This window comes from Phenylobacterium sp. NIBR 498073 (assembly GCF_027286305.1).
Classification (GTDB): Bacteria; Pseudomonadota; Alphaproteobacteria; order Caulobacterales; family Caulobacteraceae; genus Phenylobacterium.
Genome location: NZ_CP114599.1, coordinates 1,940,791 through 1,957,149 on the forward strand (window position 1 = coordinate 1,940,791; position 16,359 = coordinate 1,957,149).

Sequence of the window (16,359 nt, forward strand, 5' to 3'; positions counted from 1 at the left end):
GGCGCCGCGCTACGCGTGCCGCCGGCCGCCGACACCCGTAGCTGGCACAAGCTTTGGGCTTGGCTGGGCGATGACGCCCAGGCCATGACCGAAGCCGGCGCCGTCCAGGTATGCACCCCCGAAGGCTGGGCGATCGCCCAGGCGGGCGACTGGATCGTGCTGTCGGTCAGCGGCGATTTTCACGTGGCTCACAGCGGCCGGACCTGGGACGCCTGACAAAAGGAAGGCCGCCCGTCGCGGGACGGGCGGCCCAGTTCCACCACTATTCGGTAGCTTGCCGCCTAGGCGGCGTAGGCCAGTCGGCGGCGCGAGCTGCGGACCATGGAGCCGACGGCGCCGAAGCCGATGATCATCATCGCCCAGGTGGACGGTTCGGGAACCGCCGACTGCACAAGCTTGATGCTGGCCATCATGTTGATCGAGTTGTCCTTGCGCTCCTTGGTCCAGAAGTCGGTGACCGGGGTCTTGCCGTCCATGAAGCCGGCGAAGTCGAGGGCGTAGAGGTTGCCGCCGACGTTGAAGGTGTCGGAGGTGCTCAGGAAATTGACCTGGACGCGGTCGGCGCAGCCGTTGGCGTTGATGCTGGCGCTTTCCTTCAGGCCGTTGGCGCAGGTGCCGTTGTAGCCGGGGACGTTGTTGGGCGTTTCGAGGTGGTTGAAGACGTAGTTGAAGGTCTTCACGCCCTGGTCGATGCCGTCGATGATGATCTTGGTGCTGATCGCCAGCTTGATCGAGGTGATCGAGTTTCCGTTGATCGGCCAGTTGTTGTGGGTGAATTCACCGATCTCGAACGGGCCGTAGCTGCCGGGGCTGGTGATGTTGACGTTGATCGGCGAGGCGCCGTCGAACGTGTAGGCGCTCTTGCCGTAGCCGGTGGAGGTGCCCCACGAAGCCTTGGCGTAGCCGGTGCCGTTGCCCGAATAGTTGACCGAAGCCCCGGTCGGGCTCGACCAGGTCCCCTTGATGTCGGTGAAGACCACGGTGCCGGCGTTGGCGGCGGTGGTGATCGACAGGCCGGCAGTAAGCGCGACCACAAAGCCCTTGAAGTTCATGTTCAGCCCCCAGTGTGCGGAACGCTGGTGCGTCCCAAATTGAAATTCGATGAGGGGGCTCACGCAAGCTCGGCGCCACTAGGGGGCGAGCTTGTCGTTTTTGGAGGGAATTTTGTCGTTCCGCGGCCACGCGGCCGGGCGCTACCTAGTCGGCGCGCCGCGTTGGGAGAGCGAGATGCTGTTGCTGAAGCCGAACTGCGAATGCTGCGACCGCGACCTGCCGCCGGACTCGGCGCAGGCGCGCATCTGTTCGTTCGAGTGCACCTTCTGCGCGGACTGCGCCGACGGCGTGTTGAATGGAGCCTGTCCTAACTGCGGCGGAAGCTTCGCCCCGCGGCCGATCCGGCCCGCCGCGGCGTTGGCGCGGTTCCCGGCCTCGACCGAGCGCGTCGTCGGTGCGGCGGCGCCTTGTGTCGAGAAGCGTTCGGCCGCCTGAGATCAGGCTGCGCGCAGCGCTTCCCAGGCCTTCTGGACACCGACCAGGCGTTCTTCGGTGTTGGTCTCGATCTGGGTCTGGGCGTCGAACGACACGCCGGTCATGTCGCCTCGCCGCCAACGCACGCGCACGTCATAGACGACGCCGCCCAGCAGCTGCAGCACCACGAACCGCGAGGGCAGGGGATAGATGGCCGAGATCTGCAGCCGCGCGCCGCCCTTGCTCAGGTCGACGATCGTGCAGTCGGCCCAGTGGGCCATCTCCTTGCCATAGAACACCCGGGCGCGAAGGCTGGTCAGCTCGCGGGGGTGCTCTCGGCGATCGGTGTAGTCGGGGGCGCTCACGATGGCATCCTGTCAGGCAAACGCTTTCAGCCGGCTTAACTGCCACGCTTGTTGCGGGACGCCAGCCAAAGCCGATTTCATTGCGATTCCAAAGGCGACCCTTCGTCGCGCCGCCTGAAAAACTTGGGGTGTGGATAGAGATTCAAGGGCGCGCGACGCTGATCTTCTGTGCATAAGCGCCCGAATGTTGAGCAGGCTCATCACCATCCTGGGCGGCCGCACTCCGGTCCGGTTCGACGATATGCTGCGGGCCGGCGTCGGCAGCCTGCTGGGTCTGGCGTTGGCCGGCGTTGCGGCGCGCGCGCTGTCCGGCGGCGACCTGGGGCTCGGGCCGCTGCTCGTCGGGCCCATCGGCGCCTCGGCGGTGCTGGTGTTCGCGGTGCCGGCGAGTCCCCTGGCCCAGCCGCGGGCGGTGCTCGGCGGCAACATCCTTTCGGCCCTGGTCGGCGTCGCTTGCGCGATGTTCGTGCCCCACCCCATGGTGGCCGCAGCCCTGGCGGTCTCGCTCGCGATCGTGGCGATGATGTTGGCGGGTTGCCTGCACCCGCCGGGCGGCGCGACGGCCCTGACCGCGGTGATCGGCGGCTCGGCCGTCCACGACCTCGGCTTCGGCTTCGCCCTGGTTCCGGTCGGCCTCTGCTCGCTGCTGCTGGTCCTGGCCGCCGTCGGCTTGAACCGACTGATGGGGCGGTCCTATCCGCACCGCGTGCCGGCCGCCGCCAGCCCGCACGCCACCAGCGACCCCGCCCCGCAGAGCCGTGTCGGCTACACCGCCGCCGATCTCGACCAGGCCCTGGCCCAGTACGGCGAACTGCTCGACGTCAGCCGTGAGGACCTCGACGCCCTGTTCCGCCAGGTCGAGTTGGCCGCCCACAAGCGCCTGCACTCGGCGATCCAGTGCGGCGCGATCATGTCGCGCGACGTGATCTCGGTCGACGCCCAGCAGAGCGCCGAGAGCGCCCTGGCGTTCCTCCGCGCGCACGACCTGCGGACCGCTCCGGCGGTCGACGGTGAGGGCCGGGTGGTCGGCATGGTCCGGCGGGCCGAACTGCAGGCCGCCCGCCAGCGGCCGGTCGAGAGCGTGGTCGATCCCTTCGTCCACAAGGTCCGCGAGACCACGCCGATCGAGGCGCTGCTGCCGTTGCTGTCGAGCGGGGCGGCCCACGAGGCCCTGGTCGTCGACGACAACCGCGTGCTGATCGGCATCATCACCCAGACCGATCTGCTGGCCGTGCTCTACCGCGCCCACATCGTCGAGGCCGTGGTCGCCGAGCGCGCCGCCGCCTGATCGGCGATAACTCGCCGGCGGAACTAGGATTTCGTCGGGTCTGGACTAGAAACGCCCCTTCGCCCCGTCGTATCGATGACCCTCGCGGGACCAAGCCCCCGCGCGTGGGTAGCTCTGCATTTTTGGAAGGAACCGGCTTTGGATGACGCTTTGCGGCGCGCGGCGCTCGCCTATCACCAGTTTGGACGGCCGGGGAAACTGAGCGTCGAACCCACCAAGCCGATGGCCACCCAGCGCGACCTGGCCCTGGCCTATTCGCCCGGCGTCGCAGCGGCCTGCGAGGCGATCGTCGAGGATGCGGCCTGGGCCGAGCGCGTCACCGCCCGCGGCAACCTGGTGGCGGTGATCACCGACGGCACCGCAGTGCTCGGTCTCGGCAACATCGGCCCGCTGGCCTCCAAGCCGGTGATGGAGGGCAAGGCCGTCCTGTTCAAGAAGTTCGCTGGCATCGACGTCTTCGACCTGGAAGTCTCCTCGGCCAATCCGGATCACTTCGTAGAGGTGGTCGCGGCGCTGGAGCCGACCTTCGGTGGGATCAACCTCGAGGACATCAAGGCCCCGGAGTGCTTCTACATCGAGCGCGCCCTGCGCCAGCGGATGAACATCCCGGTCTTCCATGACGACCAGCACGGCACCGCCATCGTCTGCGCCGCCGCCGTCCGCAACGCCCTGACCATCCAGGGCAAGCAGCTTTCCGAGGTGAAGTTGGTCACGTCGGGCGCCGGGGCCGCGGCCCTGGCCTGCGTGGACCTGCTGGTCAGCATGGGCCTGCCGGCAGACAACGTCACCCTGACCGACATCAACGGCGTCGTGCGCAAGGATCGGGGCGACCTGACGCCGGAACTGGCTCGCTACGCGCGCGACACCAACGCCCAGACCCTGCCGGACGTGCTGGTCGGCGCCGACATCTTCCTCGGCCTTTCGGCCCCGCGGGTCCTGAAGCAGGAGTGGCTGCCGCTGCTGGCCAAGAGCCCGCTGATCATGGCGCTGGCCAATCCGGAGCCGGAGATCCTGCCCGAACTGGTGGTCGCCAGCCGCCCGGACGCCATCGTCGCCACCGGCCGCTCGGACTATCCGAACCAGGTCAACAACGTCCTCTGCTTCCCGTTCATCTTCCGCGGCGCTCTCGACGTCGGCGCCACCGAGATCAACGAGGCGATGAAGAAGGCCGCCGCCGAGGCGATCGCCGAGCTCGCCCGCGCCGAGGTCAGCGACGTCGTCGCCAGCGCCTATGCCGGCCAGGTCCCGCTGTTCGGCCGCGACTACGTGATCCCCAAGCCGTTCGACCCGCGTCTGATCCTTGAGATCGCGCCGGCCGTCGCCAAGGCGGCCATGGACTCCGGCGTCGCCCGCCGGCCGATCGCCGACTTCGAGGCCTATCGCACCGAGCTGGAAGGCTACGTCTACCGCTCCGGCCAACTGATGCGCCCGGTGTTCGCCCAGGCTCGGGACTGCAAGCGCCGCATCGCCTATGCCGAGGGTGAGGACGAGCGCGTCCTGCGCGGCGTCCAGACGGTGGTGGACGAGCAACTCGCCCGCCCGGTGCTGATCGGTCACCGCGAGACCATCGAGGCCAAGGTCCGGGAACTGGGCCTGCGCCTGACCCCTGACCGTGACATCGAAATCTTCGATCCCGACGCCGATCCCTCGGTCGAGGAGATCTCCGCGGAGTACCGCGCGGTGGTCGAGCGTCGCGGCGTGCCGCCGGCGGCGGCCAACCGCCGGGTCGTCACCCGTCCGACCGTGACCGCCGCCATGCTGCTGCGCAGGGGCATGGTCGACGGCGCCCTGGTCGGCGGCGGCGGCGACTGGTGGCGGCACTTCACCTACGCCACGCCCGTGATCCCGGCGCGGCCGGGGGTCTCGCGGATCTCGGCGCTGTCGGGGGTGATCATGCCCAAGGGCGCGCTGTTCTTCTGCGACACCCACGTCAACGTCGATCCCACCGCCGAACAGATCGCCGAGTCGACGATCCTGGCCGCCGAGGCGGTGCGCGGCTTCGGCATCACGCCCAAGGTCGCGCTGCTCTCGCACTCGAGCTTCGGGTCCTCCAACTCGCCGTCCGCCCGCAAGATGCGCCAGGCCCTAGCCATCGTCCGGCAGCTGGATCCGGCCCTGGAGGTCGACGGCGAAATGCACGGCGACGCGGCGCTGAACGAGCAGGTTCGCACCCGCTACATTTCGGGCGGAGCCTTCGCCGGCGACGCTAACCTGCTGATCGCCCCCTCGCTCGACGCCGCCAACATCGCCCTGACCCTGGTCAGCGCGGTGACCGAGGGGATCGAGGTCGGCCCGCTGCTGCTGGGGCTCTCCAAGCCGCTGCACGTGCTCAGCCCCACGGCGACGGCGCGCGGCATCGTCAACATGACCGCCCTGGTCGCCAGCCAGGCCGCGGCCAAGGCCTGAAATCGGCAGGGGAGGCGCGCCGCCGGCGCGTCTCCCGCCGCACTGTTGCAGTTTAGCTCTACCCCGACGCCGCGAACCCTGCGCTAGTCCGTGCGCGTCATTCTGGGGAGAGCTGCCGCACGTGCCTTTGGACCTTCCGCCGCTCGTCGACACCGTCGTGGTTGAAGCCGCCCGCCTGCCGCCGTCGCCGGCCGACAAGGCGTTCTCGATCGTCACCATCGACGGCGAGGCCATCGCCGGCGCGCCGCGCCTGGACCAGGCGCTGACCGCGACCCCGGGCGTCCAGCTTTTCCGGCGCACCTCCAGCCAGGCCTCCAATCCGACCACCCAGGGGATCAGCGTCCGCTCGATCGCCGGCTCGGGGGCCAGCCGCGCCTTGGTCCTGCTCGACGGCGTGCCGCAGAACGATCCTTTCGGCGGCTGGGTGCTGTGGACCGGGCTGCCGACCATTGCGGTCGAGCAGGCTCAGGTGGTGCGCGGCGCGGGGGCCGGCCCCTATGGCGCCGGCGCGTTGACCGGAACCATCCAGCTGTCCGAACGCACCCGCGCCCCGCGCGGCGGCGAATACGAGGTCTATGGCGGCGAACGCGGCCTGGTCGGAGCCGCCGCCGCCGGTGTCGTTGGCGACCTCTTCCTGGCCGCGGCGAGCGAGCGCAGCGACGGCTGGATCCCGCTGGGCGCCGGACGCGGTGCAGCCGATACGGAACTCTATTATCGCGGGCTCGGCGGCGCCCTGCGTTGGACCCCGCAACTGGGCGACCAGCAGTTGGCGGTGCGCCTCTCGGGCTATCAGGAAAAGCGCGGCGCCGGCCTGGTCGGGGCCGACTCCCGCGCCACCGGGGCGACCTTCTCGGCGACCCTGGTCGACCAGCCGGAGGGCGAGGGCGAGGGCTGGCGTCTGCAGGGCTGGGTCAAGCGTTCCGACTTCGAGAACCGCTCCGCGGCCGTGGCCGCCGGCCGCAACACTACCACGCCAGCCAGCGAGCAATACGCGACCCCGGCCATGGGCTATGGTCTCAACGCCGCCCTGCGCCGCGACGCCGCCGACGGCGGCTGGGAGGTCGGCGCCGACGCCCGCCTGTTCGACGGCGAGACCCGCGAGAAGTTCCGCTACATGGCCGGCGCCTTCACCCGCGATCGGGTGGCGGGCGGGACCCAGTCGGTGCTCGGCGCCTATGGCGAGGCCTATAGCAACCTCGGCGACTGGCTGCTGACCGGCGGCGTGCGGATCGACCGCTGGGCGACCTATGACGGGCATCGCACCGAACGCGACGCCGCCAGCGGCGCGCTCACCCTCGAAAATCGCCCGAGCGACCGCGACGGCTGGCTGCCGACCGGCCGGCTCGGCGCACGCTACAGCGTCTCGGAGGAGCTTTATCTGCGGGGCGCGGCCTATGCCGGTTTCCGCCCGGCCACCCTCAATGAGCTCTACCGGCCGTTCCGCGTCGGCAACGACGTGACCGAGGCCAATGCCGGGCTCGAACCGGAAAAGCTCTACGGCGTCGAGGTCGGTTTCGGCGCGGACGGCGATCTGCGCTGGGACGTCACGGTCTTCGCCAACCGGCTGGAGGGGGCGGTGACCAACGTCACCATCGGCTTTGGTCCGGCAACCTTCCCGGTCGCTGGGTTCATTCCGGCCGGGGGCGTTTTGCGCCAGCGGCAGAACGCCGGCGAGGTCGAGGCCTACGGGGTGGAGGCCGAGATCGAGCGCCGCTGGGAGACCTTCTCCCTACGGCTGGCTGGCGCCTACACGCAGGCCGAGGTCGACGGCGGCGCAGCGGCGCCCCAGCTGACCGGCCGGCGCCCGGCCCAGACCCCACGCCTGACCGCGGCCGGCGAGGCGACCTGGCGACCGCTGGATGTGCTCAGCTTGCGCGCCGGCCTCCGCTACGAGGGGGATCGTTTCGATGACGACCTTAACACCCGCGAACTGTCGGCCGCCACCGAGGTCGACCTGCGGGCCGACTGGTCGGTGTCGCGTGCGGTGACGCTCTATGCCGCCGCCGAGAACCTGTTCGATGCGAAGATCGAGACCGCCCAGACCGGCGACGGCCTTGAGAGCTACGACCAGCCCCAGACTTTGCGGGTGGGGCTGGTCTTGCGGCGCTGAGCCTAGAGCCCTTCCCATTCGCGATGGATCATCGCGAGTGGGGGCCCTAAACTCAAAGAACCGACCCTGCTTTTCCCGATTGGCTTGCATCAAGCCAATCGGGTCAGGGTCTAGGCGTAGGCGGTTCTGCGCGCGCGGCGCATCAGGCCGCCCGTCAGGCCGAAGCCGACGATCATCATCGCCCAGGTCGCCGGCTCTGGGATGGGGCCCGCGCTGATCTGGGTGATCCGGAAGCTGTAGTCGACCGGACCGCCGTTCAGGCTGTTCATGTATCCGGCGAACGTCGCGTTTTCATAGGCGATCTGCTGATAAAGCCCGGTGCCGATCGGGATGTCGTAGAGGTCCCGATAGTAGGCGTCCGACTTGAAGTAGCCGATCGACGTCCTGGGGATCGTGAACGTCACCGACGCCGCCTGACCGTCGAAGGTCTGGAAGTCGGCCAGGAAGTCGGAGTTCCCTTCGATGTACTCGCTGTGCGGCCGGGGCGCCGGCGCGAAGAATACGTCCCAATGATAGTCGTAGTAGGTCTCCAGGCTGAACGAGGCCGGGCCGGAACTGACGGCCTCGAGCTTGTAGACGCCGGGTCCGGGCAGCTTGAACAGCGGGATGCCGGCCGAGGCGGAGGAGCCGGCCTGTTCCCAAAGAACCACGGCGGCTTGGGACGGAGCGGCCAGGGCCAACGCTATCGTGGCGACCGCCATGGCGAGTATCTTGGACATATCATCTCCCTAAAGTGGTGTTAACCAAGCGCCTCGCTAGGCCTCTGTCAATGCCAGGGGGAGACGAGGGAGCGCGGCCGTCGCCGCGCTCTGATTGGCGGGAGGTGGCTCAGGCGGCTAGGCGGCGTGGTCGCCCCAGTCCCGGCTGATGGCCAGCGCCGCAAGGGTGCAGATCGCGCCCGACAGCAGGTAGGCGCCGACCGACCACAGCCCAAAGCGCGTGGCCAGCAGCAGCGCCACCAGGGGCGCGAAGCCGGCCCCGATCAGCCAGGCCGAGTTGGCGACGATCGCCGCCCCCGTATAGCGGTGCTCGGGCGTGAACTTGCTGTTGACGATGCCCGACGACTGGCCGAACGCCAGCCCCAGCAGCACGAAGCCGACCAGCATGTAGAACACCTCGCCCACCGGCCCGGCGTTCAGCAGCTGTGGTGCAAAGCCGCTATAGGCGCCGATCAGCACGGCCGAGACGCCCAGCAGCGCCCGGCGCCCGACCCGGTCGGCGATCACGCCGGAGGCGACCACCGCGCCCAGGCAGACGATCGCCCCCACGCCCTCGATGATCAGGAACCGGATCGGCGGCTCGTCGGCGAACAGGGTGACGTAGGACAGCGGGAAGACGGTCACCAGATGGAACAGCGCAAAGCTGGCCAGGGTGGCCAGCGCGCCGAGCGCGATGGTCCGCCACTCGGCGAACACGGTGAGGAATGGCGGCGAGGGCTGCAGCTCGCGGGTCTCGAACAGGCGCTGGAACTCCGGCGTCGCGACGATCCGTAGGCGGGCGAACAGGGCCACGACGTTGATCGCCAGAGCCACGAAGAACGGATAGCGCCAGCCCCAGGTCAGGAAGTCGTCCGCCGGTAGCACGTAGAGGAAGTAGCCGAACAGCGCGGCGGCCACGAGCAGGCCCAGCGGCGCGCCCAACTGGGGGATCATCGCATACCATCCGCGCCGCTCCGGCGGGGCGTTCAGCGACAGCAGCGAGGGCAGGCCATCCCAGGCGCCGCCCAGCGCCATGCCCTGGCTGAAGCGGAACAGCGCCAGCAGCACCGCCGACCACATCCCGACCTGCTGGTAGCTGGGCAGCAGCGCCATCGCCATGGTCGAGCCGCCGAGCAGGAACAGCGCGATGGTCAGCTTGACGCCGCGCCCGTGCCGGCGGTCCAGCGCCGTGAACAGCAAAGTGCCGAACGGGCGGCCGACGAAGGCCAGCGCGAACAGCGCGAACGAATAGAGCGTCCCGGTGACCGCATCGACGTACGGAAACACCACGGCCGGGAACACCAGAACCGAGGCGATCGCATAGACGAAGAAGTCGAAGAACTCGCTGGTCCGGCCGATGATGACGCCGATCGCAATTTCACCGGGAGCCACCCGGTGCTCTCGTGCGTTGATGAGCGCAGCGTCGCGCTCCAGCGGCGTTGACGTCGATGACGCGGTGACCGGCCCGACCATGCTGCTGATCTCCTTTGTCCCTCTGCGTTTCCGAATGGCGGTCGGGCTTTTAGCCGGCTCGCGCCCACCCTTGGCCTGAGAGCGGAACAACGATGCCGCGACAAGGCAATGGCCGGTGGGCGAGATCGTTCCCGAGGGGAGGGGCCAAGCGTGCGGTCGCCGCCGCTCTGGCGTCTCTGTTGCTCCTGGCCGGCTGCGCGCGCGACGTGCTCGATCCGGCCGGCGACATCGCTCTCCAGCAGCGCAATCTGATCTACACCTCGACCGGCCTGATGCTGCTGATCATCGTTCCGGTGATCGTACTGATCGTGGTGTTCGCCTGGCGCTATCGAAGCGGCAACCGCGAGGCGACCTACGATCCGAACTTCGACCATTCCACCTCGCTCGAGCTGGCGATCTGGGCCGGGCCGCTGCTGATCATCATCGCGCTCGGCGCGCTCACCTGGTCGAGCACGCACCTGCTCGATCCGTTCCGTCCGCTGGACCGCATCGCCCCGGGCAAGCCCACCGTCGCCGGCGAGGCGCCGCTGACGGTCCAGGTGGTGGCGATGGATTGGAAATGGCTGTTCATCTACCCCGAGCAGGGGGTCGCCAGCGTCAATGAGCTGGTGCTGCCGGTCGACCGCCAGGTGCGCTTCGACATCACCTCGACCAACATGATGAACACCTTCTACGCCCCGACCCTGGCGGGGATGGTCTATGCGATGCCGGGCATGCGCAGTCAGCTGCACGCCGTGCTCAACCGGCCCGGCGACTACGAAGGCTTCTCAGCCAACTACAGCGGCGAAGGCTTCTCCGACATGCGCTTCCGCCTGCGCGGCGTGGACGCCGCGGGCTTCGAGGCGTGGGTGGGGCAGGCCAAATCCGCCGCTCCCCTGACCACGCCTGCCTACCTTGCGCTGGAGAAGCCGAGCGAGAAGGTGCCCCCGATGGCGTTCGGCTCGGTCGAACCGGACCTCTTCCACCGGGTGCTGAATCGCTGCGTGTCGCCGGGCACGCCCTGCATGCACGAGGTCATGGCCCAGGATCGCCAGCGGGGCGCGGCGCAGGGCGCCAAGGCCGCCGAGCCGCCCGCGAAGGCCGCGCCGCATCATCACGACACCTCTTTCCTCGAACCAGGCGCGGCCATGGCGCTGGGATGAGCCGGAGATAGCGATGCGCGAGCAGACCTTCTGGACGATGCTGTTCGGCCGGCTGACGTGGGAGTCCATTCCGCTCCACGAGCCGATCCTGCTCGGCACCTTCATCGTCGTGGTCCTGCTCGGTCTTGGGATCCTTGCGGCGGTGACGCGCTACCGGCTCTGGGGCTGGCTCTGGCGCGAGTGGCTGACCACCGTCGACCACAAGAAGATCGGGATCATGTACATGATCCTGGGCATCATCATGCTGCTGCGGGGCTTCGCCGACGCGCTGATGATGCGCGCCCAGCAGGCCATCGCCTTCGGCGGGGCCGAGGGCTACCTGCCGGCCCACCACTACGATCAGATCTTCACCGCCCACGGGACGATCATGATCTTCTTCGTGGCGATCCCGCTGATCGTCGGGCTGGTCAACTTCGTCATGCCGCTGCAGATCGGCGCGCGCGACGTGGCGTTCCCGTTCCTCAACAGCCTGAGCTTCTGGCTGACCGTGGCCGGCGCGGTGCTGGTGATGATCTCGCTGTTCGTCGGCGAGTTCTCGCGCGGCGGCTGGTTGAACTATGTGCCGGTCACCAACATCCAGAACAGTCCGGACACTGGGCCGGATTACTACCTATGGGCGCTGCAGATCGCCGGGGTCGGCACCACCCTGTCGGCGATCAACATGGTCACCACCATCATCAAGATGCGCGCGCCGGGCATGACGATGATGAAGATGCCGGTGTTCTGCTGGACCGCCCTGTGCAGCAACGTCCTGGCCATCGCCATCTTCCCGGTGCTGACCGGGGCCTTCGCGCTGCTGATGCTCGACCGCTACGTCGGGATGAACTTCTTCACCAACGACCTCGGCGGCAACCCGATGATGTACTGGAACCTGGTGTGGATCTGGGGGCATCCGGAAGTCTACGTCCTGGTCCTGCCGGCGTTCGGGATCTTCTCGGAGATCACCTCGACCTTCTCTGGCAAGCGGCTCTTCGGCTACTCCTCGATGGTCTACGCCACGGTGGTCATCACCATCCTGTCGTACCTGGTCTGGCTGCACCACTTCTTCACGATGGGGTCGGGGGCCAGCGTGAACTCGTTCTTCGGCATCGCCACCATGGTGATCTCGATCCCTACGGGCGCGAAGATCTTCAACTGGCTGTTCACGATGTACCGCGGCCGGATCCGCTTCGAGCTGCCGATGATGTGGGTCGTGGCCTTCATGCTGACCTTCGTGGTCGGCGGGATGACCGGGGTGCTGCTGGCCGTGCCGCCGGCCGACTTCGTGCTGCACAACAGCCTGTTCCTGGTCGCCCACTTCCACAACGTGATCATCGGCGGCGTGGTCTTCGGCCTCTTCGCCGGCATGGTCTATTGGTTCCCTAAGGCGTTCGGCTTCAAGCTGGACCCGTTCTGGGGGAAGATCTCGTTCTGGGGCTGGGTGATCGGCTATTGGGTCGCCTGGACGCCGATCTACGTGGTCGGGCTGATGGGCACCACGCGTCGAGTGCGCCACTTCGACGACCCCTCGCTGCAGATCTGGTTCGTCATCGCCGGCATCGGCGCCCTGATCATCCTGGTCGGCATCGTGGCCTTCGTGATCCAGATCGCCGTCAGCATCCGCAACCGCGAGGCGCTGCGCGACACCACCGGCGATCCCTGGGACGGGCGCACCCTGGAGTGGTCGACCACCTCGCCGCCGCCGCCCTACAACTTCGCCTTCACCCCACGGGTGCACGACCTGGACGCCTGGTACGACATGAAGGCGCTGGGGCACGCGCCGCCGACCGAGGGCTTCCGGCCGATCCACATGCCGCGCAACACTGGGGCAGGGGTGATCATTTCGGCCCTCGCCCTGGTGCTGGGCTTTGCGATGATCTGGTACATCTGGTGGCTGGCGGCGCTCAGCTTCGTGGCGCTGCTGGTCTACTCGATCGCCCACACCTTCAACTACGACCGCGACTACTACGTGCCGGCCGAGGAAGTGGCCCGCATCGAAGGCGCGCGCGCCCCGGGGGCGGCCTGACATGGCCCGCGAAACCCTCGACGCCGCGCCCGCGGTGAACCCGACCTACTACCTCGTCGAGGAGGACGAGCACCACGCCGCCAGCGGCGGCGGCACGCTGCTCGGCTTCTGGATCTACCTGATGAGCGACGCGCTCATCTTCGCCACCCTGTTCGCCACCTTCGGCGTGGTCTCGGGCAACTACGCCGGCGGCCCGGCCCCGCGGGAAATCTTCGAACTGCCGCTGGTGGCGCTCAACACCGCCATGCTGCTGCTGTCGTCGATCACCTTCGGCATGGGGATGATCGACATGGAGGCGGGGCGCACCCGCGCTGTCCAGGGCTGGCTGGCCGTGACGGCGCTGTTCGGCCTCGCCTTCATCAGCATCGAGCTCTACGAGTTCGCCAGCCTGATCGCCGAGGGGGCGACGCCCCAACGCTCGGCCTTCCTGTCGGCCTTCTTCACCCTGGTCGGCACCCACGGCTTGCACGTCACCTTCGGCCTGATCTGGATCGCGGTGATGATGGTCCAGATCGGCCAGCGCGGCCTGATCCCCGAGAACCGCCGCCGGCTGATCTGCCTGGGCATGTTCTGGCATCTGCTCGACGTGGTGTGGATCGGCGTCTTCACCTTCGTCTACCTGCTCGGAGTCCTGCGGTGAACGCATCAGACGACCACGTGCATGGCCACGGCGACACTCACGGCCACGGGACCCGGCGCGACTATCTGATCGGCTTTGCGCTGTCGGCGGTGCTGACCGCCGCGCCGTTCTGGCTGGTGATGACCGGGGCGTTGGGCGACCCGCGGGTGACCGCGGCCTGGATCATCGCCCTGGCGTTCGCCCAGATCGTCGTCCACACGATCTTCTTCCTGCACGTGAATGCCCAGGCCGAGGGTGGCTGGACCCTGCTGGCCCTGCTGTTCACCCTGGTGATGGTCGCCATTGTGATCAGCGGCTCGCTGTGGATCATGTATCACCTGAACAGCAACATGATGTCGATGCCGATACGGCCCGAGGCCGCCGCCGGCCCGCCATGACGCGGCGGCTGTTCGCGCTGGTTTGCCTGCTGCTGGCGGCCGGCTTCGCCGCTCTCGGCGTCTGGCAGCTCGAACGCCGCGCCTGGAAGCTCGACCTCATCGCCCGCGTGGAGGCGCGCATCCATGCGCCGCCGCGCCTGCTGACCGATCTGTCTGGCCTGAGTGACGCGGACGCCTATAGGCGCGTGCGCCTCAGGGGAGCCTTCCAGAATGATCGCGAGACCCTGGTTCAGGCCCTGACCGAGCGTGGGGCGGGCTGGTGGGTGATGACGCCGCTGCGCACGCCGGCTGGAACCGTACTCGTCAATCGCGGCTTCGTGCCGGCGCTCTACCGCGATCCGGCGACTCGCCCGCCGCCGAGCGGGACCGTCGAGGTGACCGGGCTGCTGCGCGCCAGCGAGCCGGGCGGTGGCTTCCTGCGATCCAATGATCCGGGCTCGGGCCGCTGGTACTCGCGCGACGTCGCCGCCATCGCCCGCGCCCACGGCCTGGGCGAGGTCGCGCCGGTCTTCATCGATGCGGAGGCAACTCCTGGGGCAGGCTATCCGGTTGGCGGTCTGACGGTCGTCGCTTTCCGCAACGCGCATCTGGTCTACGCCCTGACCTGGTTCGGCCTGGCCGCGCTCAGCCTGGCCGGCGCGGCGATCGTCTGGCGTTCGGGCGCGACTTCGCAGGGCCAGACGGCCCGGACCCCCGCCGTCTAGCGAGGGGTCAATCCAGCGAATTTCTGAAGGAAATGGTGGGTGTACAAGGATTCGAACCTTGGACCCGCTGATTAAGAGTCAGCTGCTCTACCAACTGAGCTATACACCCATAACCGTTACGCCATAAGGCTTTGCGGTTGTTCCCCTGGCCGGCCCGGAGAGCGTTTCGCTCGCGGCCCCGCTGGGGAGGCGTCCTGTTAGCGAGTCTCGAACTGCGTTGCAAGCGTCTTTGTCATCCGGCCGGCATCGGACGGAAGGTGTAGGGCCCGGTGTGGCCGATATAGTGGTCGAACAGGGTCCAGATCTTCCCGCCCAGCGCCCGCCAGCGATGGCAGAACGAAACGTCCTCGCTCATCGCCACGCCGTGCTCGTCGGCCAGCGGCTCGAAGCATTGGAGGACGTTCTTCAGGTTCTGGTAGCCGTAATAGCTGCCCTCGGCGCTGCGATAGAGCGACGGGTCGGCGGCGCGTAGTTGTTCGAACACCTCGCGCTTGATCAGCATCAGGCCGGTCGGCGCGGTCTTGGCCTCGTAGAACTCGCCCTTGGTCGCGTGCGGTTCGAGCAGGTCGACTGGATAGCTGAGCGCGGCGGCGAAGGCGGTGTTCGGGTCGTCGTGCTTGCGCGCGGCGGCATGGAAGGCTGCGACGTTTAGCGTGCGCTGCGGATAGATCCCGGCCACCACCGGCTCGTCCAGGGCGATCATCTTCTGCACCACGCCGGCCGGAAAGCTGACGTCGGCGTCGACGAACAGCAGGTGCGTGTGGTCGGTCTCCAGCACCCGGCTGGCCAGTAGGTTGCGCGCCGTTGCGATGATCACCGCCTTGGTGGATTCCCAGCCCATGGCCGGACCCAGCATGCCCTGCAGCTCCAGCATGCTGCGGGTGTACTGACCGGTGACCTGGCCGTTGTAGGTGGGCGTGCCGACCAGAATCTTCATGCGGCGAGGTCCTTGTTAGGCCGGCGGCAACCTGGGCAAATGCAGGTCAAGTCGAGGCGGCGTTCAGAGCGGGAAAATAACATGGCGAGGCGCGACCTCACCGGCGCGGTGGACTTTCAGTACCTCGAATCCTTCACGGCCGGCGACGGCGACGTGATCGACGAGGTGCTCAGCCTGTTCCGCGAACAGGCGGCGATCTGGGCCACGCTGCTGGATCCGGCCTCGGAAGGCTGGCGTGATGCGGTCCACACCATCAAGGGCGCGGCCCGCGGCGTCGGGGCGTTCCAGCTCGGCGACGCCTGCGCGCACGCCGAGGCCGCCGGCCACGGCGCGCTGGAAGGGGTCAAGGACGCGCTCGACGCAGCGCTGGCTGACGTCGCGGCCTACGCCCACGAGCGGGCGCTTCAGTCGTTGCGCACGCCGCGCAGCTGATCCCAGACGCCGAACTCGTAGGCGATGCAGCGGTCGATCAGCAGCCGCCACACTGGTTCGGCGATCTCCTCGGACAGGCCGGCATCGCGGGCCGCGGCCTTGACCTTGGTCACCACGTCCTCGATCCGCGCCGTATCCAGCACCGTGTGGCGCTCGGATTTGATGCGGGCGGCGGCGTCCATGTAGCGCTGGCGCTCGGCCAGCATCAGAACAAGCGCGCGGTCCAGAGCATCGACGCCCTTGCGGACGTCGAGCATGGTCTCGCAGTCGGCCGGCAAGGGCCGCTCATCAACAACGATTTTCATGGCCGCTTAG

At 68.2% G+C, this 16,359-nt stretch carries 17 protein-coding genes and 1 tRNA gene; 11 read left to right on the plus strand and 7 right to left on the minus strand.

From position 1 onward, the window contains the following. Window positions 1–15 precede the first annotated feature (15 nt). Window positions 16–216: a hypothetical protein gene (locus O4N75_RS09670; RefSeq protein ID WP_269629149.1), complete on the plus strand. Its 201-nt coding sequence runs from the start codon at window positions 16–18 to the stop codon at window positions 214–216. 65 nt (window positions 217–281) lie between these two features. Here O4N75_RS09670 and O4N75_RS09675 read toward each other — a convergent pair whose 3' ends face one another. Continuing rightward, the gene (locus tag O4N75_RS09675; RefSeq protein WP_269629150.1) at window positions 282–1,052 is read right to left on the minus strand and encodes a THxN family PEP-CTERM protein; all 771 of its coding nucleotides are present in this window, start codon (window positions 1,050–1,052) and stop codon (window positions 282–284) included. Between the two features lie 175 nt (window positions 1,053–1,227). Here O4N75_RS09675 and O4N75_RS09680 point away from each other — a divergent pair, with 175 nt between their 5' ends. Then, window positions 1,228–1,488, plus strand: a complete 261-nt coding sequence (locus O4N75_RS09680) for a DUF1272 domain-containing protein (RefSeq protein ID WP_269629349.1) — start codon at window positions 1,228–1,230, stop codon at window positions 1,486–1,488. A 2-nt stretch (window positions 1,489–1,490) separates the two neighbouring features. On the opposite strand, the gene O4N75_RS09685 is transcribed toward O4N75_RS09680, so the two are convergent. After that, window positions 1,491–1,832 carry a PilZ domain-containing protein gene (locus O4N75_RS09685; protein WP_267229997.1) on the minus strand — a complete coding sequence of 114 codons (342 nt, stop codon included), beginning with the start codon at window positions 1,830–1,832 and terminating at the stop codon, window positions 1,491–1,493. Window positions 1,833–2,016: 184 nt separating this feature from the next. Here O4N75_RS09685 and O4N75_RS09690 point away from each other — a divergent pair, with 184 nt between their 5' ends. The 3 genes from O4N75_RS09690 (at window position 2,017) to O4N75_RS09700 (ending at window position 7,636) form a co-directional block, all read left to right on the plus strand. Beyond that, a complete protein-coding gene (locus tag O4N75_RS09690; protein WP_269629151.1) occupies window positions 2,017–3,120 on the plus strand; it encodes an HPP family protein in 1,104 nt (367 codons plus the stop codon). Between the two features lie 138 nt (window positions 3,121–3,258). After that, a complete protein-coding gene (locus O4N75_RS09695) occupies window positions 3,259–5,526 on the plus strand; it encodes an NADP-dependent malic enzyme (protein WP_269629153.1) in 2,268 nt (755 codons plus the stop codon). Between the two features lie 121 nt (window positions 5,527–5,647). Then, window positions 5,648–7,636 carry a TonB-dependent receptor gene (locus tag O4N75_RS09700; protein ID WP_269629154.1) on the plus strand — a complete coding sequence of 663 codons (1,989 nt, stop codon included), beginning with the start codon at window positions 5,648–5,650 and terminating at the stop codon, window positions 7,634–7,636. A gap of 110 nt (window positions 7,637–7,746) precedes the next feature. Here the strand turns inward: O4N75_RS09700 and O4N75_RS09705 are convergent, their stop codons facing one another. Together O4N75_RS09705 and O4N75_RS09710 are read right to left on the minus strand one after the other, a co-directional pair. Beyond that, window positions 7,747–8,355: a PEPxxWA-CTERM sorting domain-containing protein gene (locus O4N75_RS09705; protein WP_269629155.1), complete on the minus strand. Its 609-nt coding sequence runs from the start codon at window positions 8,353–8,355 to the stop codon at window positions 7,747–7,749. A gap of 117 nt (window positions 8,356–8,472) precedes the next feature. Beyond that, on the minus strand, window positions 8,473–9,807 hold the full coding sequence (locus O4N75_RS09710) for an MFS transporter (protein WP_269629156.1): 1,335 nt from the start codon (window positions 9,805–9,807) through the stop codon (window positions 8,473–8,475). 167 nt (window positions 9,808–9,974) lie between these two features. Between O4N75_RS09710 and cyoA the strand changes: the two genes are divergently transcribed. Genes cyoA through O4N75_RS09735 form a run of 5 tightly spaced genes read left to right on the plus strand, consistent with a single transcriptional unit; the run spans window position 9,975 to window position 14,675 of the window. After that, window positions 9,975–10,949: a ubiquinol oxidase subunit II gene (cyoA, locus tag O4N75_RS09715; protein WP_269629350.1), complete on the plus strand. Its 975-nt coding sequence runs from the start codon at window positions 9,975–9,977 to the stop codon at window positions 10,947–10,949. Window positions 10,950–10,986: 37 nt separating this feature from the next. Further along, complete coding sequence (gene cyoB / locus O4N75_RS09720; protein WP_267230038.1) at window positions 10,987–12,954, plus strand: cytochrome o ubiquinol oxidase subunit I; 1,968 nt, start codon at window positions 10,987–10,989, stop codon at window positions 12,952–12,954. A 1-nt stretch (window position 12,955) separates the two neighbouring features. Beyond that, window positions 12,956–13,594 (plus strand): cytochrome o ubiquinol oxidase subunit III, encoded by a 639-nt coding sequence (gene cyoC, locus O4N75_RS09725; protein ID WP_267229988.1) that lies wholly within the window; start codon window positions 12,956–12,958, stop codon window positions 13,592–13,594. After that, a complete protein-coding gene (gene cyoD, locus O4N75_RS09730; protein WP_269629157.1) occupies window positions 13,591–13,971 on the plus strand; it encodes a cytochrome o ubiquinol oxidase subunit IV in 381 nt (126 codons plus the stop codon). Before cyoC ends, cyoD begins: the two co-directional genes overlap by 4 nt. Then, a complete protein-coding gene (locus O4N75_RS09735) occupies window positions 13,968–14,675 on the plus strand; it encodes an SURF1 family protein (protein WP_269629158.1) in 708 nt (235 codons plus the stop codon). Before cyoD ends, O4N75_RS09735 begins: the two co-directional genes overlap by 4 nt. Window positions 14,676–14,708: 33 nt before the next feature. Here O4N75_RS09735 and O4N75_RS09740 read toward each other — a convergent pair. Then, window positions 14,709–14,784: transfer RNA gene (locus tag O4N75_RS09740), tRNA-Lys, on the minus strand. Window positions 14,785–14,907: 123 nt separating this feature from the next. Next, window positions 14,908–15,612 carry a hypothetical protein gene (locus O4N75_RS09745; RefSeq protein ID WP_269629159.1) on the minus strand — a complete coding sequence of 235 codons (705 nt, stop codon included), beginning with the start codon at window positions 15,610–15,612 and terminating at the stop codon, window positions 14,908–14,910. 81 nt (window positions 15,613–15,693) lie between these two features. Between O4N75_RS09745 and O4N75_RS09750 the strand changes: the two genes are divergently transcribed. Beyond that, complete coding sequence (locus O4N75_RS09750) at window positions 15,694–16,044, plus strand: Hpt domain-containing protein (protein WP_269629160.1); 351 nt, start codon at window positions 15,694–15,696, stop codon at window positions 16,042–16,044. Here O4N75_RS09750 and O4N75_RS09755 read toward each other — a convergent pair. Next, complete coding sequence (locus tag O4N75_RS09755; RefSeq protein WP_056020425.1) at window positions 16,017–16,349, minus strand: chorismate mutase; 333 nt, start codon at window positions 16,347–16,349, stop codon at window positions 16,017–16,019. The genes O4N75_RS09750 and O4N75_RS09755 overlap by 28 nt on opposite strands. Between the last annotated feature and the right edge of the window lie 10 nt (window positions 16,350–16,359).

What these genes read in the sequence shown, in the direction of transcription:
- O4N75_RS09675 (WP_269629150.1), bottom strand. Translation starts at nt 1,052, where the DNA reads ATGAACTTCAAGGGCTTTGTGGTCGCGCTTACTGCCGGCCTGTCGATC.
- O4N75_RS09680 (WP_269629349.1), top strand. Translation starts at nt 1,228, where the DNA reads ATGCTGTTGCTGAAGCCGAACTGCGAATGCTGCGACCGCGACCTGCCG.
- O4N75_RS09690 (WP_269629151.1), top strand. Translation starts at nt 2,017, where the DNA reads ATGTTGAGCAGGCTCATCACCATCCTGGGCGGCCGCACTCCGGTCCGG.
- O4N75_RS09705 (WP_269629155.1), bottom strand. Translation starts at nt 8,355, where the DNA reads ATGTCCAAGATACTCGCCATGGCGGTCGCCACGATAGCGTTGGCCCTG.
- O4N75_RS09710 (WP_269629156.1), bottom strand. Translation starts at nt 9,807, where the DNA reads ATGGTCGGGCCGGTCACCGCGTCATCGACGTCAACGCCGCTGGAGCGC.
- cyoB (WP_267230038.1), top strand. Translation starts at nt 10,987, where the DNA reads ATGCTGTTCGGCCGGCTGACGTGGGAGTCCATTCCGCTCCACGAGCCG.
- cyoC (WP_267229988.1), top strand. Translation starts at nt 12,956, where the DNA reads ATGGCCCGCGAAACCCTCGACGCCGCGCCCGCGGTGAACCCGACCTAC.
- O4N75_RS09735 (WP_269629158.1), top strand. Translation starts at nt 13,968, where the DNA reads ATGACGCGGCGGCTGTTCGCGCTGGTTTGCCTGCTGCTGGCGGCCGGC.
- O4N75_RS09745 (WP_269629159.1), bottom strand. Translation starts at nt 15,612, where the DNA reads ATGAAGATTCTGGTCGGCACGCCCACCTACAACGGCCAGGTCACCGGT.
- O4N75_RS09750 (WP_269629160.1), top strand. Translation starts at nt 15,694, where the DNA reads ATGGCGAGGCGCGACCTCACCGGCGCGGTGGACTTTCAGTACCTCGAA.
- O4N75_RS09755 (WP_056020425.1), bottom strand. Translation starts at nt 16,349, where the DNA reads ATGAAAATCGTTGTTGATGAGCGGCCCTTGCCGGCCGACTGCGAGACC.